At 52.1% G+C, this 22,995-nt stretch carries 18 protein-coding genes, 1 other RNA gene and 3 pseudogenes; 13 read left to right on the top strand and 9 right to left on the bottom strand.

Features of this window, described 5'->3' with window-relative positions:
- Positions 1-2 precede the first annotated feature (2 nt).
- Together EGM51_07600 and EGM51_07595 are read right to left on the bottom strand one after the other, a co-directional pair.
- Positions 3-356 (bottom strand): annotated as a pseudogene (locus EGM51_07600) (type II toxin-antitoxin system VapC family toxin).
- Positions 356-539, bottom strand: a pseudogene (locus EGM51_07595) (type II toxin-antitoxin system VapB family antitoxin). Before EGM51_07595 ends, EGM51_07600 begins: the two co-directional pseudogenes overlap by 1 nt.
- Before the next feature lie 179 nt (positions 540-718).
- Here EGM51_07595 and EGM51_07590 point away from each other — a divergent pair.
- Both EGM51_07590 and EGM51_07585 read left to right on the top strand, forming a co-directional pair.
- A complete protein-coding gene (locus tag EGM51_07590) occupies positions 719-1,810 on the top strand; it encodes an IS630 family transposase (protein QBG47262.1) in 1,092 nt (363 codons plus the stop codon).
- A 644-nt stretch (positions 1,811-2,454) separates the two neighbouring features.
- Positions 2,455-3,843, top strand: a complete 1,389-nt coding sequence (locus tag EGM51_07585) for an IS1380 family transposase (protein QBG47261.1) — start codon at positions 2,455-2,457, stop codon at positions 3,841-3,843.
- Positions 3,844-4,075: 232 nt separating this feature from the next.
- On the opposite strand, the gene polA is transcribed toward EGM51_07585, so the two are convergent.
- The 3 genes from polA to EGM51_07570 all read right to left on the bottom strand — a co-directional run bounded on the left by polA (position 4,076) and on the right by EGM51_07570 (position 7,879).
- Complete coding sequence (gene polA, locus EGM51_07580; protein QBG47260.1) at positions 4,076-6,865, bottom strand: DNA polymerase I; 2,790 nt, start codon at positions 6,863-6,865, stop codon at positions 4,076-4,078.
- A gap of 187 nt (positions 6,866-7,052) precedes the next feature.
- The gene (locus EGM51_07575) at positions 7,053-7,466 is read right to left on the bottom strand and encodes a PEP-CTERM sorting domain-containing protein (GenBank protein ID QBG47259.1); all 414 of its coding nucleotides are present in this window, start codon (positions 7,464-7,466) and stop codon (positions 7,053-7,055) included.
- Positions 7,439-7,879, bottom strand: a complete 441-nt coding sequence (locus EGM51_07570) for a hypothetical protein (protein QBG47258.1) — start codon at positions 7,877-7,879, stop codon at positions 7,439-7,441. The genes EGM51_07575 and EGM51_07570 overlap by 28 nt, the downstream gene beginning before the upstream one ends.
- Positions 7,880-8,336: 457 nt before the next feature.
- On the opposite strand from EGM51_07570, the gene EGM51_07565 reads away from it, so the two are divergent.
- From EGM51_07565 to EGM51_07540, 6 genes and pseudogenes are all read left to right on the top strand, one after another.
- Positions 8,337-9,092, top strand: a complete 756-nt coding sequence (locus tag EGM51_07565; protein ID QBG47257.1) for a triose-phosphate isomerase — start codon at positions 8,337-8,339, stop codon at positions 9,090-9,092.
- Between the two features lie 115 nt (positions 9,093-9,207).
- On the top strand, positions 9,208-9,597 hold the full coding sequence (gene secG / locus EGM51_07560) for a preprotein translocase subunit SecG (GenBank protein QBG47256.1): 390 nt from the start codon (positions 9,208-9,210) through the stop codon (positions 9,595-9,597).
- A gap of 21 nt (positions 9,598-9,618) precedes the next feature.
- Positions 9,619-11,499 (top strand): hypothetical protein, encoded by a 1,881-nt coding sequence (locus EGM51_07555; protein QBG47255.1) that lies wholly within the window; start codon positions 9,619-9,621, stop codon positions 11,497-11,499.
- 251 nt (positions 11,500-11,750) lie between these two features.
- Positions 11,751-12,776 (top strand): ABC transporter permease, encoded by a 1,026-nt coding sequence (locus EGM51_07550; protein ID QBG47254.1) that lies wholly within the window; start codon positions 11,751-11,753, stop codon positions 12,774-12,776.
- Between the two features lie 4 nt (positions 12,777-12,780).
- Positions 12,781-13,659 (top strand): ABC transporter permease, encoded by an 879-nt coding sequence (locus tag EGM51_07545; GenBank protein QBG47253.1) that lies wholly within the window; start codon positions 12,781-12,783, stop codon positions 13,657-13,659.
- A pseudogene (locus EGM51_07540) lies at positions 13,652-15,216 on the top strand (ABC transporter ATP-binding protein). The gene EGM51_07545 and the pseudogene EGM51_07540 overlap by 8 nt, the downstream one beginning before the upstream one ends.
- Here EGM51_07540 and rnc read toward each other — a convergent pair.
- Genes rnc through mtaB form a run of 3 tightly spaced genes read right to left on the bottom strand, consistent with a single transcriptional unit; the run spans position 15,213 to position 18,117 of the window.
- Positions 15,213-15,926, bottom strand: a complete 714-nt coding sequence (gene rnc / locus EGM51_07535) for a ribonuclease III (protein QBG47252.1) — start codon at positions 15,924-15,926, stop codon at positions 15,213-15,215. The pseudogene EGM51_07540 and the gene rnc sit on opposite strands and share 4 nt — an antisense overlap.
- The gene (locus tag EGM51_07530) at positions 15,923-16,801 is read right to left on the bottom strand and encodes a class I SAM-dependent methyltransferase (protein QBG47251.1); all 879 of its coding nucleotides are present in this window, start codon (positions 16,799-16,801) and stop codon (positions 15,923-15,925) included. The genes rnc and EGM51_07530 overlap by 4 nt, the downstream gene beginning before the upstream one ends.
- Before the next feature lie 32 nt (positions 16,802-16,833).
- Positions 16,834-18,117, bottom strand: coding sequence for a tRNA (N(6)-L-threonylcarbamoyladenosine(37)-C(2))-methylthiotransferase MtaB (gene mtaB, locus EGM51_07525; protein ID QBG47250.1), 1,284 nt, complete (start codon positions 18,115-18,117; stop codon positions 16,834-16,836).
- A 222-nt stretch (positions 18,118-18,339) separates the two neighbouring features.
- On the opposite strand from mtaB, the gene nrfH reads away from it, so the two are divergent.
- The 5 genes from nrfH to rnpB all read left to right on the top strand — a co-directional run bounded on the left by nrfH (position 18,340) and on the right by rnpB (position 22,279).
- On the top strand, positions 18,340-18,855 hold the full coding sequence (nrfH, locus tag EGM51_07520) for a cytochrome c nitrite reductase small subunit (protein ID QBG47249.1): 516 nt from the start codon (positions 18,340-18,342) through the stop codon (positions 18,853-18,855).
- Positions 18,848-20,284 (top strand): ammonia-forming cytochrome c nitrite reductase subunit c552, encoded by a 1,437-nt coding sequence (locus tag EGM51_07515; protein ID QBG47248.1) that lies wholly within the window; start codon positions 18,848-18,850, stop codon positions 20,282-20,284. Before nrfH ends, EGM51_07515 begins: the two co-directional genes overlap by 8 nt.
- Positions 20,285-20,424: 140 nt before the next feature.
- The gene (locus tag EGM51_07510) at positions 20,425-21,000 is read left to right on the top strand and encodes an orotate phosphoribosyltransferase (GenBank protein ID QBG47247.1); all 576 of its coding nucleotides are present in this window, start codon (positions 20,425-20,427) and stop codon (positions 20,998-21,000) included.
- Between the two features lie 151 nt (positions 21,001-21,151).
- Positions 21,152-21,868, top strand: a complete 717-nt coding sequence (locus tag EGM51_07505; GenBank protein ID QBG47246.1) for a hypothetical protein — start codon at positions 21,152-21,154, stop codon at positions 21,866-21,868.
- 69 nt (positions 21,869-21,937) lie between these two features.
- Positions 21,938-22,279, top strand: an RNA gene (gene rnpB / locus EGM51_07500) — RNase P RNA component class A.
- Between the two features lie 35 nt (positions 22,280-22,314).
- On the opposite strand, the gene EGM51_07495 is transcribed toward rnpB, so the two are convergent.
- The gene (locus tag EGM51_07495) at positions 22,315-22,977 is read right to left on the bottom strand and encodes a response regulator transcription factor (protein QBG47245.1); all 663 of its coding nucleotides are present in this window, start codon (positions 22,975-22,977) and stop codon (positions 22,315-22,317) included.
- Between the last annotated feature and the right edge of the window lie 18 nt (positions 22,978-22,995).

Here is a 22,995-nt window from a genome sequence, read left to right as displayed (position 1 = left end):
GTCTACCTGTGTTTCAATTCCGGCTTTTCGGCAGCGGCATTCAGTCGCTTGTCTTTGGTGAAGAGTTTCACGTTACCCAGTTTGCAGGAGGCCAGTAGGTGAATATCGATCAGGCCGATGCTCAGCCCCATCAGCTGGTACTTTTCGATAAAAAAGAGAATTCCGTCGTCCTCCGCCTTATTAAGGTGGGGCAGGCGTGGAGCAGTGAAATAATCTCCTGACGGTTTTTCAGGTTCCCGCAGGCCAGCTCTCCGATGACGAACGGATGGATTGCCGCTTCACCATCATTCAGCAAAGCGGTCAGTTTTTTATTCCCGGAATTCAGGTGATCGATCGGACGTATCGACCAGAACCATCAGGCGGCACTCCGGCTGCGCGGCACCGGCTTAAGGTCATTTTCCGTTCCGCCGAGCGCGGCCAGGCGACGTGCGCTTTCCTGCGCGATCAACGCTTCCAGCCCTTATCGGACCAACGTGGTCTTTTCCTTGATACCCGTCAAACGCGCCGCTTCCGTCATCAATGTTTAATGTCGTTTTTATGTGTGTATGGATTTACCATATGGAAGAGTCAAGCGAGGGAGTGCGAATATGTCGGGCTGAAGGGAGGTTTTTTTGTTACGTAATTTCATCGTCTGTACAGCTTCCGATATTGAGCTTGCTCTAGTGTAGTGCGCCGCAATTAAGTTTACATTATAAAAGGTTATGGCATGATGGTTTGCATGGGTAGACCAATTCTTCAAATAGAAATCAATGACGACGAGCGCAATGAACTCGAGCGTCGAGTGCGTTCAGGAAAAACATCCCAGCGAGATTGCTTGCGGGCTCGCATTATACTGCTGCGGGCCGAGGGTAAAAAACAACAGGATGTAGCCGCCGAACTTGATATCAGCCATGTGATTGTTTCCAAGTGGACCCGTCGGTTTCTGGAGCAGGGACTTGATGGGCTTTGCGATGCTCCCGGTCGAGGACGCAAACCTTCTCTCCCGCCGGAGAAAGTTGAGATGGTTATAACAAAAGCCATGCAACCTCCCGAAGGGCGGACCCGCTGGAGCACCCGCAGCATGAGCAAGGAGTCTGGAATCTCGGCTACGAGCGTTCGTCGGATATGGAACAGCAACCAGATCAAACCGCATTTGATCAAAACCTTTAAGGTGTCGAATGATCCCCGATTTGAGGAAAAGTTCTGGGATATCATTGGCCTTTATCTCGATCCACCGGAAAAGGCGTTAGTGCTTTGCTGCGATGAGAAGAGTCAGTGCCAGGCACTGGAAAGAACCCAGCCCGGTCTTCCGCCGGGTGTCGGTCACATTCAAACCAAAACCCATGATTATACCCGCCATGGAACAACCACATTGTTCGCAGCCCTCGACTATATCGAAGGCACTATAATCGAGCGAACAGAACAGAGGCACACTCATACGGAATGGCTGCGTTTCCTTAAGCAGATCGACCGGGAGACCCCGAAAGAATTAGAGTTGCATCTGATTGTCGACAACTACTGCACCCACAAGCACAAGGAGGTAAGCAAATGGTTGTCAAAGCATCCCCGCTTTCATGTTCACTTTACGCCGACTTCAAGCTCGTGGATGAACCTTGTAGAGCGTTTCTTTGCCGATATCACCAGTGAGTGCATCCGTGATGGAAGCTTCACAAGCGTCAGAAAATTAGAGACGAGCATAAAAAAATACATCTTGGCCCGGAACGCTGACCCCAAGCCCTATCGCTGGGTTGCCAAAGGCAAAGACATCCTGGAAAAAATCAATCGGGCAAGAACGAAGTTAAATAAACCTATTTATGAATCAGGACACTAGTTGCTGGGCTTCTACAATAAGTTCTTCTATGTCTTGTATAAATGGATTTCCAGGATGCAGGGTGCCTGTCCGAAGGGTAAATAGGAGTTGTGTTTCGCATAACGAAGCATAACGAAAACGAACTCATACCGTTTACTAAAACATTCCGGTCTTAACGACAGCGTTATTCCGCGCAGCGACGCAGAGAGCGCGGAACCATTTATAACTGAATTCCTCTGCGTCCTCAGCGCCTCTGCGAGAGATCAAATTTATACCGGATAGTTTAAACTTTTGGTATCATTTCGGCAGTATTTCCGAAGCTTATTTACCTTTATTTTTTCGCTTAACTTAGCACCATTCAGGACTGACATCCTGCTTGTTTTTTATGCGGCATTATTGCAACTCTATCAGAGACTTTGTAATATCATGCGGTAGAAACATAAAGAACAAGGGGTAACTCAAAATGAAAAACGATGTGGCGGAATACGCATAAGCGAAAATATGTCAGACGCCCATAAGAAAAGCGCGTCTATCATGGCAAACTATCATGAGCTTGTCGCCCTAACATGGAGTCCGTCCATGGCGTTTGAACGCCTTCGGCTTCTTGGGTTAATACTCGATGGAGCTAACCTGAATTATTCATAAAAACGGCCTTGGTTGCCGCAATGCACGCAAATAGAATACATTGCGAATTGCTTCCCGGCAAAAAACAACCAAGGCCGACAATGGATAAAGATAAACAGATACTGCTCCCTTTCTCACCTCTTAAAAACCGTAAACTCACGGCTGTCTTTGACGAACCCCTGGTCAGCTCGGACGGCGGGCTGATGCTTGTTCGCGAGGTGCTCGAAGAGACCGGAATCATCCGCTCGCTCGCCGGGGCGTTGCACGATCCCCGCCATCCGTCGTATGTCGACCATACGATGGAGGAGTTGTTGACCCAGCGTGTTGTCCGGATCTGCTGCGGCTACGAAGACGCGAATGATTGTGACGCCTTGCGCGACGATCCGCTGTTCAAAATGGCGGCGGGCCGTCTTCCCGAAGACGGTGCGCTCGCCTCGCAGCCCACTATGTCGCGGCTCGAAAACCGCGTGTCTGTCCGGGAGCTGCTCCGGATGGGGTATGCCTTGGTGGATCAGTTCATTGCATCGTTTGATCATGCGCCGGAGGCCATCGTGCTTGATCTGGATCCCACCGCCGACCATGTCCATGGCCGGCAGCAGATGGCCTTGTTCAATGCCTTCGAGGATGAATACTGCTTCATGCCGTTTCACCTGTACGACGGACTCAGCGGGAAGCTGATCACCACAGTGCTTCGCCCGGGCAAGACGCCGACGGACCGGGAAATTATCAGCGTACTCAAGCGGGTGGTAAAACGTATCCGGGCGGCCTTTCCATGCACCCGCCTGATCTTCCGTGCAGACTCGCACCACACGAAGCCCGTGGTCATGGACTGGCTGGAGGCACAATCAGTGGACTTTGTCACCGGACTCCAGACGAACTCGCGTTTAAAAGCACAGTTTGCACAGGCCCTTGCTGACGCACGCAAAAAGCATGAATGTACCGGCCGTGAAGCGTGTGTTTTTGCATCCGCCTTTTATCAGGCCCGTACCTGGAGCCGGGCGCGCCGCGTGATCTGCCGGGTACTGGTCAATGCGAACGGGGAGGATCTGCGCTTCATCGTCACATCGTTCGAGAACAGCGGGGCGAAGTATCTTTACGAGACGGTCTACTGTGGTCGCGGGGCCATGGAGCTGATGATCAAGGATCACAAGAACGGCCTGCTCTCGGACCGCACGAGCTGCCACCGTTTCACCGCCAATCAGTTTCGCCTGTTCCTGCACTCGGCCGCCTATGTCGTAATGCATCACCTGCGCAGCGTGCGGCTCAAGGGGACGCGGCTGTGTCGCGCAGAATTTAAAACCATTCGCCTGAAGCTGCTTAAAATCGGCGTTCGTGTGGAGAACGGAAAGACCCGCATCAAGCTGCATATGCCCCAGGCCTTTGCAGAAATCACGACCCTGAAAACATCCGTATTCGCAAATACAGGATAGGCGGCAGACCGGCGGTCCCCTGCGCAAATAAAATACAGGGGTAAGGGGGAGGTCTGCCCGAATCCGATCAAACTCCGAAAAAAACAAGCAGGCATCAATCGTTTGCGGCCTGCCAGCACCCATCCAACGCAAAAAAACAAACTCAATACCGGGCGCGTGAATAGATCAGGCTAGTTCGTCTTTATACTTGGATCGAAGAATTCTTTGAATCCGCTTTTTCATGTCGGGATAATCAATGCGCCTCTAACCAGTTGTTGCCGGTGCCGGATTCGACGAGGATGGGAATTTCCATGGGGATGGCGGAGCGCATTTTTTCTTCGATGAGGGGAATGAGTTCGTCGGCTTCGTTGAGGGCGAGGTCGAAGACGAGTTCGTCGTGGACTTGAAGCAGGAGTTTGGTTTGGGTCTGTTTTTCCTCGAGCATGTTCTGAATGGCGATCATGGCGATTTTGATCATGTCGGCGGCGGTGCCCTGAATGGGGGCGTTGATGGCGTTGCGTTCTGCGCCGGAACGGACCATCTGGTTTTTGGCGTTGATGTCGCGGATGTAGCGGCGCCGGCCGGTGATGGTTTCGACATATTCATGTTTCCGGGCAAATTCGATGGTTTTGTCGAGGTAGTCCTGCACGCCGGGATAGTTGGCGCGGTACTGTCCGATAATTTCCTGCGCGTCTTTGCGAGGAATGCCGAGGCGCTGGGAAAGGCCGAAGGCGGAGATGCCGTAGATAATGCCGAAGTTGACCATTTTGGCTTTGGAGCGCATTTCGCGGGTGACGTCGTTTTTATCAACGTTGAAAACGCGGGCGGCGGTGGCGGTGTGAATATCCTCACCGTGGATGAAGGCTTCGCGAAGTCCTTCATCGCCGGAGAGTTCGGCCATGATGCGCAGTTCAATCTGGGAATAGTCGGAGGCGAGCAGGGTGAAGCCTTCGCGGGGAATAAATGCGCGGCGGATTTCACGGCCTTCTTCGGTGCGGATGGGAATATTCTGCAGATTGGGGTTTACCGAGGAGAGCCGTCCGGTGGTGGTAATGGCCTGGCTGAAGGTGGTGTGAATTCTTCCGGTTTTTGGGAAAACGTCTTTGGGAAGGGCATCGACGTAGGTGGATTTGAGTTTGGTGAGGCCGCGGTATTCGAGCACCATGCGGGCGATTTCATGATCGCGGGCGAGTTCGGATAAAACCTCTTCGTTGGTTTTATACTGTCCGGTTTTGGTCTTTTTCGGTTTTTCCACAAGCTGCAGCACATCGAAGAGAACTTCTCCGAGCTGCTTGGGGGAGTTGAGGTTGAATTCCATGCCGGCCTTGGTGTAAATGCCTTTTTCCAGAGAGTTTATTTTTTCTCCGAGTTTTTCTGAATATTTCTCCAGGTTCGGAACATCGAGATTAATGCCGCTGTATTCCATTTGTGCGAGTACCGGAAGGAGGGGTGTTTCGATTTCGTAGAACACGCGCTCCTGGCCACGCTCTTTCAGCATCGGTTTGAGTTTGTGCCAGAGTTGGAGGGTGATGTCGGCATCTTCGCAGGCATATTCACAGAGCTGGTCGGGATCGGCTTCGCGCATCGGTTTCTGTTCTGATTTTTTTTCGCCGATCAAGGCCCCGATCGGAATGGGGGAATAGTTGAGCAGGGATTCGGCGAGGTGATCCATATTATGTTTCTGATCGGGATCAATGAGATAGTGAGCGAGCATAGTGTCGAGCAGTTCCCCTTTGATTTCGAAGCCGTTCCACTTCAGGACGCTGATATCATATTTGAGGTTCTGACCTATTTTCCGTACATCCGGATTGCCGAGGATTGGAAGAAAGGGGGCTAGAGCCAGTCTGGTCTGTTCCGTATCCGGGGGGAGGGTGACGAACCAGGCCTCGCCGGGTTGTATACAGAAGGAAATGCCGATCAGTTCGGCGGTACGGACATCGAGACCGGTGGTTTCGGTATCGAAACAGATTTCCCGAACTCCCGAAAGTTTTTCGGCCAGTTCTGCGCGTTCGGCAGCAGTAGTTACGAGGTGATAGTTATGTTTTACATCCTTGATGGTTTTAAATCCCGGCACGGATTCCGTCATTTCAGGGTGTTCTGCTGCGGCGAATTCGAAGAGATCGCCCTGTCCGCAGGAAGCGGCCGCAACGGCAACGGAAGAGGGCGTGGGGGATTCGCCGAAAAGGCGTTTGATCATGCTCTTGAATTCGAGTTCGGTGAAAATCTGTTTGAGGGCATCGTCGTTGCGTTTCCCGATAATCAGCCCGGCCGGATCTTCTTTGACGGGGACATCGCATTTGATGGTAACGAGGCGTTTTGAGAGCAAAGCCTGTTCTTTGTTAGCTTCGATTTTTTCCTTCTGTTTGCCTTTCAGCTGATCGGTATTTTCCAGTAGATTTTCAACGGAGCCGAACTGTTTGATGAGTTTGACGGCGGTTTTGGGGCCGATGCCGGGAACGCCGGGAATATTGTCAGCGGTGTCGCCGGCTAGGCCGAGAATATCAATGACCTGTTCGATGTTGGAGATGTCCCACTGTTCCAGGATTTTTTTGACATCGAGGAGCTCGGCGTCGCCGCCGCTGCGGCCGGGTTTGAGCATGAAGGTGTGCTCGTCGACGAGCTGGGCGTAGTCTTTATCGGGCGTGACCATATAAGTGTCATAGCCCTCTTTTTCGGCCTGGCGGGCGAGTGTGCCGATTACGTCGTCGGCTTCGAAACCGGGATATTCGAGCATCGGGATATTAAAGGCCTGCAGCAGATCTTTAATCCGAGGAATTGCGGTGCGGATACCTTCGGGTGTTTCGTCGCGCGTGGCTTTGTATTCCGGGTATTCGTCATGGCGGAAGGTGGGGCCGGATGCATCGAGCGCAACGGCGATATGAGTGGGTTCATAGGTATGAATAAGGTCAAGCAGGGTGTTGACGAAACCGAATACGGCGGAGGTGTTTTCGCCTTTGGAATTGATGCGCGGGTTGCGGATGAAGCCGAAATAGGCGCGAAAAATGATGGCCATGCCGTCGATGAGAAAGAGTTTTTTTTCCATAACAGGGTTCCCGTCCTTGGTTATTATAAATCAGTTGGAGACGTTACATGGAATATGTCGGAATGTCCGGGAATTCCGTTGAAAATTTTACAGGGGAAAAGATGGAGAAAGATGGAGGATTCCGGTTTTAAAAGGAATAAAAAAAGCCGAGGTGACGACCTCGGCTTCAGTAACTCCCGAATTATGTTCAGAGCGAAAAGCGCCGACGAATAAAAAGCACTGCTCCGCCGAAGGCTGCGACCAAGCCAAGAGTGGCCGGTTCCGGAATGACTTCGATCGAAAAGTCGCTGACTGTGGTCGGTCCGAATGGAGCTGTGGCAATTCCGCCTGAACCGCCGCCGGCCGGCAGAGCCTGAAATCCACCGAGGATTCCGCCGCCATCCGTGTCGGCATCAAGATCTGCCGTCTCTCCGTTAGCAGTGTAACTGACCGATCCTACTGAGCTTCCGTCGTTGATCAGATCCGCATAAACGGTCCATGTGTCTGCCGCTGTTTTTGTGAAAACAGTGGTGAAGGTGTAGGTTGTTTCTCCCAAAGCGGATGCGGTACCGATAACTGCTGATGAAGTACCGCTTATTTCTGCCCCTGCGCTGCGCGTAATTCGAGGTTGCCGGTGCTGGCATTATAATGCAGGCCTACTGCGAGATCGGCCGCAAATGAGGCACTTCCCTGTTGATGAGACATTGCGTGTGTGAAGATACCTTCTTCCCAGGAGGCTATGTCCGCTGAGGGTGTGGTGTATGTACCCAGTGTAAGGACCGATGTCAGCGTCATTACTTCATTAATCGCGGTAGATCCCAGAACATTTGTATTATGGGCACGAATAAAAGCACCGGAAGTATTTGTTACATTTCCGGCGCCATCTACCTGCCATTGCGTCTGTGCTACCCAGCCGTCCTGACCGGAGAGATTTCCGGAGGTATAGGTCGGACTGTCGAAGCTTGTCGAATAAAGTGCCGACATTGCAGTTCCGCAAGCCAACATAACGGCGACTGCTGTTATTGTTTTTTTCATGTCATTTCTCCTCCATTTTAATGATTTAATATAATCAAATCCATGTTCTTTAAATGAGATCATAAACAGTTGGGTCAGTCAAGTTGCATATTGCGCATCACAGATGGTTTAATATGCTTTATATTAAAGGGTTATGTTTGGGGTTGTGTATTTTGTTCAGTAGGAAGTGATCATTATGGGATATAGTATATGGGAACGGAATCATCCGTTTTATCGAATCTCCCTTGCGTGATCAGTTCGGTGGGGTGTATGGATTTTAAATTCGGTATCGCAGAGGTATAAGCTGATCGGGTTGTGCTCCGGAGTGTTCTCAGGCTTTAATCCTGTGGAAAGGCCCGGTCTTTTTCGTTGATTTTCACCTTTGCCTATTGAGCCGGGTTTCGCTAGATTCCCCGTTCATTTTTTGAGCAAAACTGGGTGTTAACGAAATAAATTTCAACGAAACGGAGATGTTTAGATGAGAAAGAAGATTATTGCCGGTAACTGGAAGATGAACAAAACGGTTGAAGAGGCCGTTGAACTGGCGAACGGCGTGAAGCGTGAACTGGCCGACTGCACGGAAGTGGATGTGGTGCTGTGTCCTCCGTTTACCGCAATCAAATCAGTGAGCGATATCGTATCCGAAACGCAAATCGCCGTTGGCGCCCAGAATATGTCTTCCGAAGATGAAGGCGCATACACCGGTGAAATCTGTCATTCCATGCTGAAAGAACTTTTTGTTCGTTATGTGATTCTCGGACACAGTGAACGCCGCGAGTATTACAAGGAAACCGACGAATGGATCAATAAGAAGGTGCTCAAGGCACTGGAAAAGAATCTACGCCCGATTCTCTGTGTGGGTGAAACGCTGGAAGAGCGTGAGTCCGGCAACATGGAGAAGGTGGTTGAACTTCAGGTTCGTGAAGGTCTGAAAGACGTTCCGGCTGAAGCTTATACCGAACTGGTGATTGCCTACGAACCCGTCTGGGCCATCGGTACTGGAAAGACGGCTTCTGCCGAACAGGCGCAGGAAGTACATGCGTTCATCCGAGCAACGGTGAAGGATATGGTTGGTGAAGAAGCGGCCAATGCGGTTCGCATTCAGTATGGCGGTTCCATGAAACCGGGCAATGCTCCGGAACTGCTGGCACAGCCGGATATTGACGGCGGTCTGATTGGCGGTGCTGCACTTGACGCAGAATCGTTTGCCGGAATCGTTAAAGCCGCTATGTAAAGTCGCGGCAGTGCCGCGTGGTTGAAGGTCTGAATGTCGAAGCCTGAACGCTTTTCAGTGGAGAGGCTTCAGCTTTGACCGGAAAACCCTGGACCAAAGGAATAGAGGAAAAATTATGTTAGTTCTTAAGGCACTTCTGATTGTTGTACTGGTTCTCAGCTGTCTGTTGCTGATCGGCCTGGTGCTGTTGCAGAAATCGAAGAGCGAAGGACTGGGGCTGGCATTCGGTGCCGGTGCCGGTGAATCGCTGTTCGGTGCACGTGCAGGTAACGTTCTGTCCAGAGCGACTGTGGTTCTCGGTGTGGTTTTCATGGGAACGTCGCTCGCGCTGGGTGTTATGTTCGCCCAGAAAGATAAAACGCTGATGGACAATGTGCAGAGTGATCCGGTTCAGCCGGTTGCAGTTCAGCCTGCACCGGTTCAGGGATTGGAAACAGAGGTGCCGGCTACGCAGCCGGCTCCGGTTGTTCCCCAGACCGAAATGCCTGCATCTGTTGCAGAGTAACAAGGTTAAGTGCCTTACTGAATGGCATTTGAGCCTCCAGTGGAAAGACTCCTCTCAGCCGCAGTTGCGGTATTGACGGGGAGTTTTCTGCTTTTCGGGTGTGGCGGCAAAGAGAGCCGATTTCCGCTGCAGCCCGGAGAGACCGTTCAGTATGGACAGACCTCACGCATTCGCGGGCTGGACCCGGCGATCAGCGGCGAAGTGTCTTCGTCGATGGCGATTTCAAAGATTTATGAGGGGTTGCTGGAATACGACTATCTGGCCCGGCCGTATAAAGTGATTCCGGCGTTGGCGGAATCAATGCCTGAGGTTTCTGACGACGGACTGGTGTATACCTTCAAAATCCGCAAGGGTATTTATTTTCACGATAATCCCTGTTTCCCGGATGGCAAAGGGCGCGAGCTTAAAGCCGGTGATTTTGTCTATTCCTTCAAACGTGTGGCTGATGTGAAAAATGCATCGTCCGGCTTCTGGGTGTTTAATAACCGTATCAAAGGGATCGATGCCTTCCATGAAGCGTCGAAGGGCGAAGCGCCGACCGACTATTCCATGGAGGTTGAGGGACTGAAAGCCCTGGACGATTACACGCTGCAGATCACCCTGCTCGAACCGTATCCTCAACTGCTTTATATTCTGGCGATGCACTATGCCTTTGTAGTTCCGCATGAAGCAGTGGAGTTCTACGGGAAGGAATTCGTGAACAATCCTGTGGGAACAGGGCCCTATGAACTGGTGGAATGGCGGCGGAATTCCCGCATTGAATTTTATCGCAGTCCGAAATGGGAGGAGACGGGCCGCGTGGAGCGGTATCCGTCGAAAGGAACACCGGAGCAGGCAGCGGCCGGTCTGCTGAAGGATGCGGGGAAACCGATTCCGTTCAATGACCGGGTGGTCCAGTTTGTTATCGATGATTCGACGACGTCCTGGATGATGTTTCTGGCCGGACAGCTCGGGGCTTCCTCGATTTCGCCCGACAACTGGGATGCGGTGGTGATGCCGGACAAAAGTCTGAGTTCATCGCTGGCTGATCGCGGAATTGAGCTGATTTCCTCCCCGTACACCGCAGTTTATTATCTGGGATTCAACTGGGATGATCCGGTGGTGGGTGAAGTGGATGATCCTGAGCAGAACATGCGGAACCGAAAACTGCGCCAGGCACTCAGCTGCGCCTATGAATTTGATGTGATGAACCGGTTTATGAATAACCGGCTCTATCCTGTTGAAGGTCCCATTCCGTCGCCACTGGCAGGAGAACTGAAGGAGCCTTCGCCTTATCGGTTCAATTTGGAGAAGGCCAGAAAACTGCTGGCAGAAGCGGGCTATCCGGACGGGATTGATCAGAAAACCGGTCGTCGCCTGGAAATCAGTATTGAGATGGGCAGTGCGGATTCAAATACGCGCCAGTCAACGGCGCTGCTGGCAGATATGTTTGAAAAGATCGGTGTAGTGCTGAAGGCCAATTATAATACATGGCCGGCCTTTATCGAAAAAATGAACCGGCGTCAGGCCCAGACCTTCCGGCTCGCGTGGGTGGCGGATTATCCCGATGCGGAAAATTTCCTGCAGCTTTTCTACAGTAAAAATGCATCGCCCGGTCCGAATCATTCGAACTATCGGAACCCTGAAATTGACCGGTTGTACGAAAAAGTCCGCATTATGCCCGATTCGCCGGAACGCACGGCACTCTATGAACAGATGGCGAGAATCATTGTTGAGGATGCTCCGTGGATTTTCCAGTTCCAGCCGATGAGTTTTGCCGTAAAACACCGCTGGATTGAAAATTATATTCCGCATGATTATCCCTACGGTATGGGGAAATACAGGCGCAGTAATCCGGAGATTCGCAAAGCCTGGATGGAATCGTATGGCAATAAAAAGCTGGATATGACGGGGCGGGAGTGACGGATGTTTAAGTATATCGTCAAACGTATCCTTCAGATGATCCCGACCGTGATCGGGGTGATCCTGCTGACTTTCATTCTCTTCAACGTGGTGGGCGGTGACCTGGCCGCCATTGCACTGGGTAAAAAAGTGTCACTTCAGACGCTGGAGAATTTTGATGAACAGCGAGGGTTGAATAAACCGCTCTTTTTCGGGACGCGCGCAAAAACACGCGCCTATGAGGACCAGGACCTAAGCGAAGGGGCAGGGCGTTGGCGCAGCTGGTCGAATATTACCTATTCTGCGGAGAGCGGAACGGTTGTCATTCAGCCCGGAACCACGGTGAATCTGATTGCTTTCGCACTGGATGCCGAAGAGGATTATATTTGGACGATCCGCTATCGTGGGGGGGTGTTCTGGCGGGGCAGAAGCTCGCTTCCAAAGAGTGGAAAAAGGTGAATATCCGTTTTCCCGGGGATGAGGACGGCGGTTTCCGGACTTTGGAAAAACCGCTGGAAATCCAGCAGCTGAAACTGCGCAAGATCAACCGGAATCCATTCGATTCCCAGTTGACGTTTTATATTCGCCAGCTTTTGCACGGCGACCTCGGTTTTTCAGAAGGCTTTAAACAGCCGGTGGCCAAGCTGTTGCGGGACGGGGTGCTTCCGTCGCTTTCTCTGACTATTCCCATTTTTATTATCGGTATCGTGGTATCCATCAGTCTTTCATTGGTCTGTGCTTATTTCCGCGACACGTTTATCGACCGGTTTCTGGTGATTTTTTCCGTGGCACTGATGAGCATCAACTATCTGGTTTTCATTGTGGCGGGGCAGTATTTTTTCGCCTACAAATTCGGCTGGTTCCCGGTGTGGGGATACGAATCGGCAAAATATCTGTTTCTCCCGGTTCTCATTGGTGTGATCAGCGGGCTGGGCTCGAATATCCGTTTTTACCGGACGATCATGCTGGATGAAATGTACAAGGATTATGTGCGCACCGCGTTCGCCAAAGGGGTATCCAAACCGCGCGTTCTTTTTGTGCATGTGCTGAAAAATGCGATGATTCCCATTATCACCAATGTGGTAATTGCGATTCCGTTTCTTTACACCGGTTCGCTGCTGCTGGAAAGTTTTTTCGGAATTCCGGGGCTGGGGTATCTGAGCATCAATGCCATTCTTTCGGCGGATATTGATGTAGTCCGGGCGATTGTACTGATCGGGGCGCTGCTTTTTGTGGTGTCGAACCTTCTGACGGATATCTGCTACGCTGCGGCTGATCCGCGCGTAAAACTGAAATAAAACAATGGCTGAAAAATCAAACAGTTTATGGGGCGATGCCTGGCGGCGGTTGAAAAAGAACCGGATGGCCATGGTCTGTCTCGGGCTGGTGGTGATGTTCACGCTGCTGGCGGTTTACGGTGAGATCGTCTATCAGGTGTACGAATTCCGCGACGTTACTCCGGCGTATCAGAAGACCAATCTGGATTTGCAGTTTCAGCCGCCGAGCGCCGAGCATTGGATGGGAACCGACGGACTGGGGCGCGATGTGATGTCGCGGCTGATTCAGGGCGTGAGTATTGCCTATAAAGTCGGCATCATTACGTCGCTCATTGCCATTCCGATCGGTGTGTTCTTTGGGTGTATTGCCGGATATTTCGGTGGGAAAGTGGATGATTTTGTGGTCTGGCTCTATTCCACCTTTGCCTCCATGCCGGGGCTTCTCTTTATTTTGGCCATTGCGATGGTGGTTGGAAAAGGACTGCTGGGTATTTATCTGGGCATCGGGCTGACGACATGGGTCGGCATCTGCCGTCTGATTCGCGGGGAGGTCATGAAACATAAGGAACAGACCTATGTGCAGGCCGCCAAAGCACTGGGTCTGAGTTCCGGGCGGATTATGTTTAAGCATATTCTGCCGAACATTTCGCATGTGATCATTGTGACCTTTTCGCTGCGTTTCCCGGCAGCGGTCGGAACTGAGGTTTTTCTCAGTTTTCTTGGGATCGGTGTGCAGGATCAGCCGTCGTGGGGCCTCATGATCAACAATGCCCGCATGCGTCTCTGGCAGGGCATGTGGTGGGAAATGACCTTTGTGACGCTTGCGCTGTTTCTTTTGGTGCTGGCTTTTAACCTGTTAGGCGACGCATTACGCGACGCGCTGGACCCGCGACTCAATGACTGATTCCAAATCCATCATAGAAGTAAGAGATCTGAGCGTTCATTTCGGGCATGGCGATGAGCTGGTAAAAGCTGTTGATGGCGTATCGTTTTCGATTGCTCACGGCGAAACGCTGGCGCTGGTCGGCGAGTCGGGCAGCGGAAAAAGTATCAGCGCGCTGTCGCTGACCCGGTTGGCCCCGCGTCAGGCCGTTTATGCCGGCGGTGAGATTTTATTCGGCGGTCGGAACATGCTTGCGCTCGAGGATGCCGAACTGCGTAGGATCCGGGGGCGTCAGATTTCATATATTTTTCAGGAACCGATGGTTTCCTTTAATCCGGTTTTCACCATCGGCTGGCAGATTGAAGAGGCGTTGAAGCTGCATCGGAATGATGTGGACCGTAAAGCGGAAATTGCGCGACTGCTGGATCTGGTTCATCTTCCGGCCCGGCTGGACAAGGCCTATCCGCATGAGATGAGCGGCGGTCAGCTGCAGCGTTGCATGATTGCCATGGCCCTGGCGTGTTCGCCGGAACTGCTGGTGGCCGATGAGCCGACGACGGCACTGGATGTGACGGTGCAACGCGAAATTCTGAACCTTTTAAATGAGCTGAGTGATAAGGTCGGGCTCTCGGTTCTGATGATTACCCATAATCTGGGTATTGTTTCCGATCTTGCAGACCGCGTCTGTGTGATGCAGCGAGGTCGTATTGTTGAGGAGGGAAGAACCCGTCAGGTGCTCGATGATCCGCAGGATGACTACACCAAACAATTAATGGCTGCTGTGCCGCGGCTGCGGCCGAAGAAACCCTAATGGAAAATCTGCTTACAGTTGAAAATCTGAATATCATTTACGGCAAAGGCGATAGCGCTGTTCATGCCGTAAAGGACGTGACGTTTGAGATTAAACCGGGCGAAATTTTCGGTCTGGTGGGGGAAAGCGGCTGCGGAAAAAGTTCGCTCGGTAAAGCGATTATCCGTATTACGGATCCGACGTCCGGAAGAATAGATTTCAAGGGCATTGATGTGGCATCGCTAAAGGGAAAAGCGCTGAAAACCTATCGGCAGGAAGTGCAGATGGTTTTTCAGGATCCTTATGGTTCGCTGAATCCGCGTATGAAAGTCGGCCATGCGATTGTGGATGTTCTGAATGTGCATAAAATCGGGGCGAATGTGGCGGAACGGCGCGGGCGCGTGACTGAGCTTTTTGAGGCGGTGGGCCTCAATCCGGTCTGGGCGTGGCGGTATCCGCATGAATTTTCCGGGGGGCAGCGTCAGCGGATCTGTATTGCCCGGGCGCTGGCACTGAATCCGGATCTGCTGGTTGCCGATGAGCCGGTTTCCGCGTTGGATGTCTCTGTACAGGCGGAAATTTTAGCCTTGCTGCTGGAGTTGCGGGAGAAGATGAACCTGGCGTTTCTTTTTGTCAGTCATGATCTGGCTGTTGTCCGCAATGTCTGTGACCGTGTGGCTGTGATGTTTAACGGCGAGATTGTGGAGATGGGCAATGTCGAAGAGGTGATTGATCATCCGCAGCACGCCTATACCCGGAAGCTGCTTTCAGCGGTTCCTGCGCTTTAGTTTTCGCCTTTTTTTTCTGCGGCGCGATTCAGCTCTTCCAGAGCCTGGAAAGCCGCGAGACGTTCGCCTTCGCGTTTGCTTCCGGCTTTGGCACTCCATTTTTTTCCACAGGCCGAAACCTCAATCGTGAAGGTGCGGTCGTGTTCGGGTCCTTCGGCCTCAATGGTTTCGTATTCCGGAATGGGGTGGCCGTGGCTCTGGGCATATTCCTGCAAAGCGCCTTTGGGGTTGGCTTTCACAGGAGCGGACTGTAGTTTTCCGAGTTCCGGAACAAAGATTTTTCTGAAAATTCTGTTGGTGGCTTTGGCTCCGCCGTCGATCCATGCCGCGCCGATGATGGCTTCAACAGCATCGGCGAGGTTGGAGGCCCGTTCTGCACCGCCGTTTTTGCGTTCGCCGACACCCAGGCGGATAAATTCGCTGATCCCTATTTTCGCCCCGATCTGCGCCAGTTTGCGATCCTGTGTCAGTCGGCTGCGCAGTTTAGACATATCACCTTCGCGCGCATCGGGATTGTTTTCAAAAAGATACTCGGCCGCCATCAGACTGAGCACGGCATCGCCCAGATATTCGAGCCGCTGGTTGTCGTCCTCGGTTTCGGGATTTTCGTAGCGGTACGACGGGTGCGTGAGGGCAAGCTCAAGTACGGCTTTCTTTTTGAAGCGATAGCCGATGGCCTGTTCCAGTGTTTTGTAGGGAGAAAGGATCAAAACGGTGCCGCAGTTCCTATTTTGGTGTTAATGGCGGCTTCGGCAATCGAGCGGCCGTCGATGAGTTTGGGCTGCAGGCGCGGGCGCCAGTGACGCCGTCGGCTGCGGACCAGGAGTTGGTGCCCTGGAATAAATTCGAACAACGCGAACAGTTTGGCGAGCGGCAGGAACAGGGCGGCCTGGGTGCTGCATGTTCTGTAGGATTTTTCGATGGCAGGCGGAACCTGTTCCGGGATCAGCCAGTAGGGTATGGGCAGGGTTCTTTTCCGGAACAGGGAGCCGATGGCGGAAGCGGTTTCGAGCAGTCCGTTGGAATAGATGATGGTTTCAGGAACGTCGAAACCGTCTTTCAACCGATCAAACAGTTCATTGGCTTTATAGCCGTTGCGTACAGCGCCGCGTGCAGCTGGGTTGGTTCCGGCGAGCTTCTGCAGCAGTGCGGTCAGACTGGCAGGGGCGCGTTTGGTTTCGGAAATGACCACCCATCCGTCGTTGCGCAGAACACGGTGGCATTCACGAATGAAGGTATAATCATCGTCAATATATTTCAGCGCATCCACAATCACGAGCCGGTCGAAGGACTGATCTTCAAACGGGAGCCTGCCATTGTGAATATAGCTGATATTTTCGGAGAGACTGTGTTTGAGTGAGTCCGATGCCGGGCGGGTCGGTGCAGCGGTTTTCCAGCTTCCGCCGAGGGCGCGCAAGCGGGCGCTGATGGCTCCATCGCCTTCGCTGATTTCCAGACACTGGAACGAGGATACACTTCCTAACGTCTTGATCATCCGATTGCATTTCAGGGTGCGCCGAACGGAACGGCTGAGAAGCCGGTCCTGCCAGTCGCGTATTTTTTGGTCCAGTTGAGGGTCGGTCATAGGCGGTAAATATAAAAATGCCGGGGACTCTGTTAAAGACTAATCACACCCGAAATGCCGTTTGATGTTGTTTCGGAAACCCGCACCCGTAGAACCGAGTTCTGCTGATCTTCCGAACAGGGGAATTCTGCCGGGATATAATGTCGGGTATATCCGCTTCCAATGCCGTCTTTGACGCGCTCGACGAGCACCTCGACTTCCAGTTCCCGGAACAGACGGTGATAGTTAACGGCCATGGTTTCGCCCAGTTCGCGCAGTTTTTCGCTGCGTTCCATGGCGATGGCGCCGTTGACCTGATTGCCCATTCTGGCCGCGATTGTTTTGGGGCGCGGCGAATAGGTGAAGACGTGCATCTGTGAAAAACCGACTTTTTTACAGAAATCGTAGGATTCCTCAAAATAGGTGTCGGTTTCGCCGGGGAAGCCGACGATGACGTCAGTGGTGAAGGCCGGATTGTCGAGCACGGCGCGGGCGCGGATGACGGCGTCGTAGTATTCCTCTGCGGTGTACCCGCGACGCATGGCGTGCAGAACGGCGTTGGAGCCGGACTGCAGTGAAAGATGGAGGTGCGGCATAATATTTTTGTTGGCGGACCATACCTCCAGTAATTCATCGGTCAGTTCACCGGGATGCAGACTGGAAAGGCGGATTCTTCCAATGTTCGGAACTTTCACGAGGTTGCGCAGCATTTCAGCAAGCGATGAGCCGCGGCCGCGGCCATAGAGGCCGACGCTGACGCCGGTGACGACAATTTCGCGGTAGCCGGCTTCGGTAAGTGCGGTGGCTTCGCGGACGGCGTCTTCGATGGCTTTGTCGCGCGGTTCTTTGCGGAGCTGTGGAATGATGCAGAAGGAACAGCCGATGTCGCAGCCGTCCTGCACCTTTAAGAAAGCGCGGGTGTGGTCACCGAAACGGGAAATGGTGAAGGTGTCGGTCTCGATGTTCTCCATCCCGTGTTTTTCGGGCATGGCCAGTTCGCTGAGCTGCTGATCGAGGCGCTGAATCCAGTCGGCTCCGGCGGGCACACGGAATACGGGGTCCTGTCCGACGTCTGTGAGTTCGATGTCGGCGGCGCAGCCGGTGACAAAGACATGAGCCAGGGGGTTGTTCCGCTGCATTTTGCGGATGGTCTGGCGCGATTTCTGGGCGGCAGCTGCGGTAACGCCGCAGGTATGCACAACGATGATGTCGCCGTCGTCGGACTGTTCCGCCTTTTTCAGGCCATAGCGTTCGAGCAGCTGTTCAATCTGCTGGGCGTCATACTGGTTGACTTTGCAGCCGAGTACGTTAACGAAATAGGTTTGCAGTGTATTCATGATTAATAGATGAGGCTCAAAAGGTTGACTCTCTTACGTTTTCCGGAGGTTGGAAGCAAGCGGAATTGTCATCATGTTATTCGGATTGAATTTAAATATGGCCGAATCGGATTTATTCCTTCCAAAGGCTTAACGGGTCGGCCATGGTGCTAAACCTTGAAAAGGCGATGGGAATGGTCGTCTTTTTATCCGACTGCTGTAATGGCGGTTCAGAGGGGAGTAATGAGGATGTTAGAAAAAAGAGCGGTGGTTCTTGCGGTGATGGTGGGCATTCTGGTCGGAACAGGCGCGTTTACTATGAGATATGCCGAGGGGCTTTCCTATATGAGTTCTGATCCGAAGGCCTGCGTGAACTGCCATATTATGACGCCGCAGTATGATTCGTGGGTGAAGTCCAGTCATCATGCACAGGCCACCTGTGTCGACTGTCATCTGCCGCATGATTTCATCGGTAAATACATCGCAAAAGCGGAAAACGGCTGGCATCACTCGAAAGCGTTTACCACGCAGAATTTTCACGAGCCCATTATGATCAAGGGGAAAAACAAGCGGATTCTGCAGCACAACTGCGTGGCGTGTCATGAGGATATGGTACATGAGATGTTCAGAAGGGATATTACGGATCCTGATGCGGTGAGCTGCATTCATTGTCACGCATCGGTGGGGCATGGGGTTTTACCCACCGGTATCGGCGGAGCGGATCGAGGTGTGGAAAAAGAAAGGGAAAGTTATGAGTAAACAAGTGAAAAAACAGGGTGCGTCCGGAATTTATATTATCATTGTGGTGGCCGTAGCCATTCTTTCGGCTCTGATTGTTGCGTTGCTGACCAATATCACCGAGCGGAAAGTGGAGGCCCGTCAGCAGTATCTGCGTCTGGTGGAAGTGACCGAGGAGACAACGGATCCGGCGGTCTGGGGTAAAAACTGGCCGAAACAGTACGACAGTTACAAGCGTACGGCGCTTTCCACAAAAACAACGTTTGGCGGGCACGGCGGCAGCGAAGCACTTCCTGAGCAGAAAATCGACCGGCCGGAATATCACTGGCTTAAGCGCATGTTTCTCGGGTATGCATTTTCTATCGACTATCGCGACCGCCGCGGCCATGCCTATATGCTTTATGATCAGGAGCATACCGACCGGCACAAGGCGAAACAGTCGGGTTCCTGTCTGCACTGCCATGCTTCAATTATGCCGGTTTACCGTGAACTGGGCGACGGCGATGCTATGGCCGGTATGAAAAAGACGCATGCAATGTCGTATTGGGAACTGAACGAAATGGCTCATGATATGGGGCATGCGCATCCGGTTTCCTGTGTGGACTGCCATGATCCGGAAACGATGGCCATTCGGGTAACACGTCCGGGGTTCATCGACGGTATCCGGCGTCTGGCGAATTCGGATGCCCCGGTGCCGGCTATTCCGTCGATCGATATCTGGAGGGAGAGCGGACGTGAAACGCCGTATGATCCGAATGTGGATGCTACCCGCAATGAAATGCGTTCATTTGTCTGCGGGCAGTGCCATGTCGAATACTACTGTTCCTCTGATTTCCCGCTTACCTTTCCGTGGGGCAACGGCTTGAGTATGGATAGTGAGGAAAAATTCTGGGATGAAACCAGACTTACGAGCGGAGAGCGGTTTTATGATTACAAACATAAAGAAACCGGAGCTCCGATTCTGAAAGCACAGCATCCCGAATTTGAACTGTGGAGTCAGGGTGTGCATGCCCGAAGTGGAGTTTCCTGTGCCGACTGCCATATGCCTTATATGCGTGACGGCGCATCGAAAGTATCTGATCACTGGGTACGCAGTCCGTTGCTGAATGTGAATCGTGCCTGTCAGACCTGTCACCGTAAATCGGAACAGGAGATTCTGGATCTTGTGGATTCTATCCAGCAGAAAAACTATAAGTTGCTGCTGCGTGGCGGTGAAGCATTGAATGACCTGATGGATGCGGTGATGGAGGCAAAAGAATCCGGGGTGACGGAAGAGGAGCTTGCTGCGGCTCTTGAATTTCAGCGTAAGGCGCAGTGGCGCCTCGACTATATCGCCGCCGAAAATTCGATGGGTTTCCATGCGCCACAGGAAGCGGCACGGATTCTGGCAGAAGCGGCGGACTATGCCCGTCAGGGACAGGTTGAGGCGCTTAAGCTGATCCGTAAGTAAACTTCCGTTCGGCTGAGTCGTTCGGAAAAAGGGCGCCCTGATTTTACGTCGGGCGTCCTTTTCATTTAATCAGGATGGACGACATCGGGCAGAATATGAAAAAGTAGCACCATTATTGATTAACAGTTCAGGGAGAAGTTATGACTCAGGAAGAAGTGCTCGGTATTTTTAAAAAAACCAATGCATTGCTTGAGGGCCATTTTGAGTTGCGTTCCGGCCTTCACAGCAATCAGTTTTTCCAGTGTGCGCTGGTATTGCAGCATCCGCGTATTTCCGGGGAGCTCTGCGAAGCGCTGGTGGAAAAAATGAAAGCTGAACTGGCCGATCTGAAAGTGGATACCGTCATTGCTCCGGCTATGGGCGGAATTACCATCGGTCATGATGTGGCCCGGGCGTTGGGGGTCCGTTTTATTTTTGTGGAAAAAGAAGACAATGCTCTCAGGCTGCGTCGTTTCAGGATTGAAAAGGGTGAACGGTTCGTTATTGCCGAAGATGTGGTGACGCGCGGCGGCCGGGTGCAGGAAACCATTGATATTGTTAAAGAAAACGGGGGCGTGGTTTCCGCGATCGGTATTCTGGTGAATCGCAGCGGCGGAAAGGCGGCGTTTGATGCGCCGTTGATCAGTCTGCTTGACATTGAACCGGTGACATATGATCCCGCGGATTGCCCGCTCTGTAAAGCGGGATTGGAACTGGTACATCCCGGAAGTAAATAAGATTATGATAAGTCCCGCTTTGGCCGGGACTTTTTTATTGAGTTTTCCCGGAAAAGACGGCGGTGACAAAAATAGTCAATCGCTTTGACTTGGGAAAACTGAATGGGTACTTTACGAAGCTTGTTTTTTAGAAAATTTAAGGAGGTTGCCTGTGTCGCATCCGTTGGAACCTATTTTTGCCCTTCAGAAGAAGGATCGTAAACTGATCAAACTCCTGCGGGAGATTCGCGATATTCCAAAGCGTAAAAGCGATATTGAAGCGCAGCTGAGCGGTTCGAAAAAGAAACTCGAAATGGCGCTCGACAGTAAAAAGCACACCGAAGCTACGCTGAAGGAGCAGGAGCTGGAGGTGGAAGCACTCAAGGAACGGGTCACCAAATACAAAAACCAGCAGATGGATGCGGAGACGAACGAGCAGTATCGGGCGTTCGTGAAAGAGATCGGTGCTGTTGAGGATGAGATCAAAGCGCTTGAGGAAAAAGAGATCAAGCTGATGGAGGATCTTGAAGCGGGGAAAGCGATTGTGGCTGAATGCGAAGAACGGCTGAGCCATGAACGCGAGGGTATTGCCGATGAGCTGCAGGAACTCGATGAGCGCAAGGCCTATCTCGAAGAGAAGGTCGAGAAAATGAAGGTTGAACGCAACCGGATGGCAGAAGGCTGCGACAGGAAACTCCTCGCAAAATATATGCGTATACTGCAGAACAAAAAAGATGTGGCGATTGTTCTGGTGGAAGAGGGCGGATACTGTGGCGGATGTCATATGAAGCTTCCGCCGCAGGTAATCAACGATGCGCGTAACCCGACAAAAATTGTAGGGTGTAACTTTTGTGGGCGTATTGTCTACAATCCGCCGTACGGTGGATAGCATAGGTGAGAGAGACGTAATTCATTTTCGGTGAATTTCGGCTCTTTTTCAGGAATCAGTTTTAATTTTCAGGCAGGGTGTATCGGTCGCTCCGCATATGCGGGGAGGAAAGTCCGGACTCCACAGGGCAGGACGTCCCGGGGTTAACGCGGGAATCCATGTGCCAGATCGCATGGGATGGAAAGTGCCGCAGAAAATATACCGCCCCGTTCGCGGGGTAAGGGTGAAATGGTGGGGTAAGAGCCCACCGCGCGGAAGGTAACGACCGTGGCAGGGTAAACCCCGTCCGGAGCAAGATCAAATAGGGGACTTAGGAGCGGCCCGCTCTGTTTAAGGTTCCGGGTAGATCGCATAGATAAATGATCGACACCTTCGGGTGAACAGAATCCGGCTTACCGCCCTGCCTGTTTTCTGAATACACATTGCGGGCAGCAATGTGTGTTTATTCAGTTCGGCATCCGCCCCTGCTGAATGACTTCGTAGGCCAGGCGTTCAACAGCTTTTCCGTTAGGCAGCTCAAGTTTGTTTTTGATGTTAATCCGGTGGGTGTCGACTGTATTTCGACTGATATTGAGCCGTTCACTGATCAGGGCGGTATCGAGCCCTTCTCCGATCAGTTTGAAAATATCCATTTCCCGGTTGGAGAGGTTGTCGAGCAGCGTTCGCGGTGCGTCTGTGTAGCCTTCGGATTTTTTTCTGATGCGATTAATCGTGTCTTCAGTAAAATAGAGTTCACCGGAAAAAACAGTCCTAATCGCTTTTTTCAGTGTATTCGGCGGAGAAGTTTTCATGACATAACCATGTGCTCCGGCTGTGGCCGAACGCTCTGCAAAGAGCTTTTCTTCAGACATGGTATAAACCAGAATCTTAAGATCCGGATAAAGCTTTCTGATCTGCTGAATCAGGTAGGTGCCATCGGTTCCGCCGAGTGACAGATCGACGATGGCGATATCTACGTTGATGTTAGATAATTTTTCCAGCGCTTCGTCAGCCGATGAGGCGGTGCTGGATATTTCCATATCGCTCTCGGTTGCCAATAACGTTTTCAACCCGTCATGGATAATCGGATGATCATCTATGACCATAATACTGCATTTCAACTTACTCATTCGATTCCAACCCTAGAA

Source organism: Verrucomicrobia bacterium S94 (assembly GCA_004299845.1).
In the GTDB taxonomy this organism is placed as follows: domain Bacteria; phylum Verrucomicrobiota; class Kiritimatiellia; order Kiritimatiellales; family Pontiellaceae; genus Pontiella.
Note: the sequence above shows the minus strand (reverse complement) of the source record. Positions and strands in the feature narration are given on the sequence as shown.

Coding starts and splice junctions, on each gene's coding strand:
- EGM51_07590 (QBG47262.1), top strand. CDS start 719: ATGGGTAGACCAATTCTTCAAATAGAAATCAATGACGACGAGCGCAAT.
- EGM51_07585 (QBG47261.1), top strand. CDS start 2,455: ATGCACGCAAATAGAATACATTGCGAATTGCTTCCCGGCAAAAAACAA.
- polA (QBG47260.1), bottom strand. CDS start 6,865: ATGGAAAAAAAACTCTTTCTCATCGACGGCATGGCCATCATTTTTCGC.
- EGM51_07570 (QBG47258.1), bottom strand. CDS start 7,879: ATGAAAAAAACAATAACAGCAGTCGCCGTTATGTTGGCTTGCGGAACT.
- EGM51_07565 (QBG47257.1), top strand. CDS start 8,337: ATGAGAAAGAAGATTATTGCCGGTAACTGGAAGATGAACAAAACGGTT.
- secG (QBG47256.1), top strand. CDS start 9,208: ATGTTAGTTCTTAAGGCACTTCTGATTGTTGTACTGGTTCTCAGCTGT.
- EGM51_07555 (QBG47255.1), top strand. CDS start 9,619: ATGGCATTTGAGCCTCCAGTGGAAAGACTCCTCTCAGCCGCAGTTGCG.
- EGM51_07545 (QBG47253.1), top strand. CDS start 12,781: ATGGCTGAAAAATCAAACAGTTTATGGGGCGATGCCTGGCGGCGGTTG.
- EGM51_07530 (QBG47251.1), bottom strand. CDS start 16,801: ATGACCGACCCTCAACTGGACCAAAAAATACGCGACTGGCAGGACCGG.
- mtaB (QBG47250.1), bottom strand. CDS start 18,117: ATGAATACACTGCAAACCTATTTCGTTAACGTACTCGGCTGCAAAGTC.
- nrfH (QBG47249.1), top strand. CDS start 18,340: ATGAGGATGTTAGAAAAAAGAGCGGTGGTTCTTGCGGTGATGGTGGGC.
- EGM51_07515 (QBG47248.1), top strand. CDS start 18,848: ATGAGTAAACAAGTGAAAAAACAGGGTGCGTCCGGAATTTATATTATC.
- EGM51_07510 (QBG47247.1), top strand. CDS start 20,425: ATGACTCAGGAAGAAGTGCTCGGTATTTTTAAAAAAACCAATGCATTG.
- EGM51_07495 (QBG47245.1), bottom strand. CDS start 22,977: ATGAGTAAGTTGAAATGCAGTATTATGGTCATAGATGATCATCCGATT.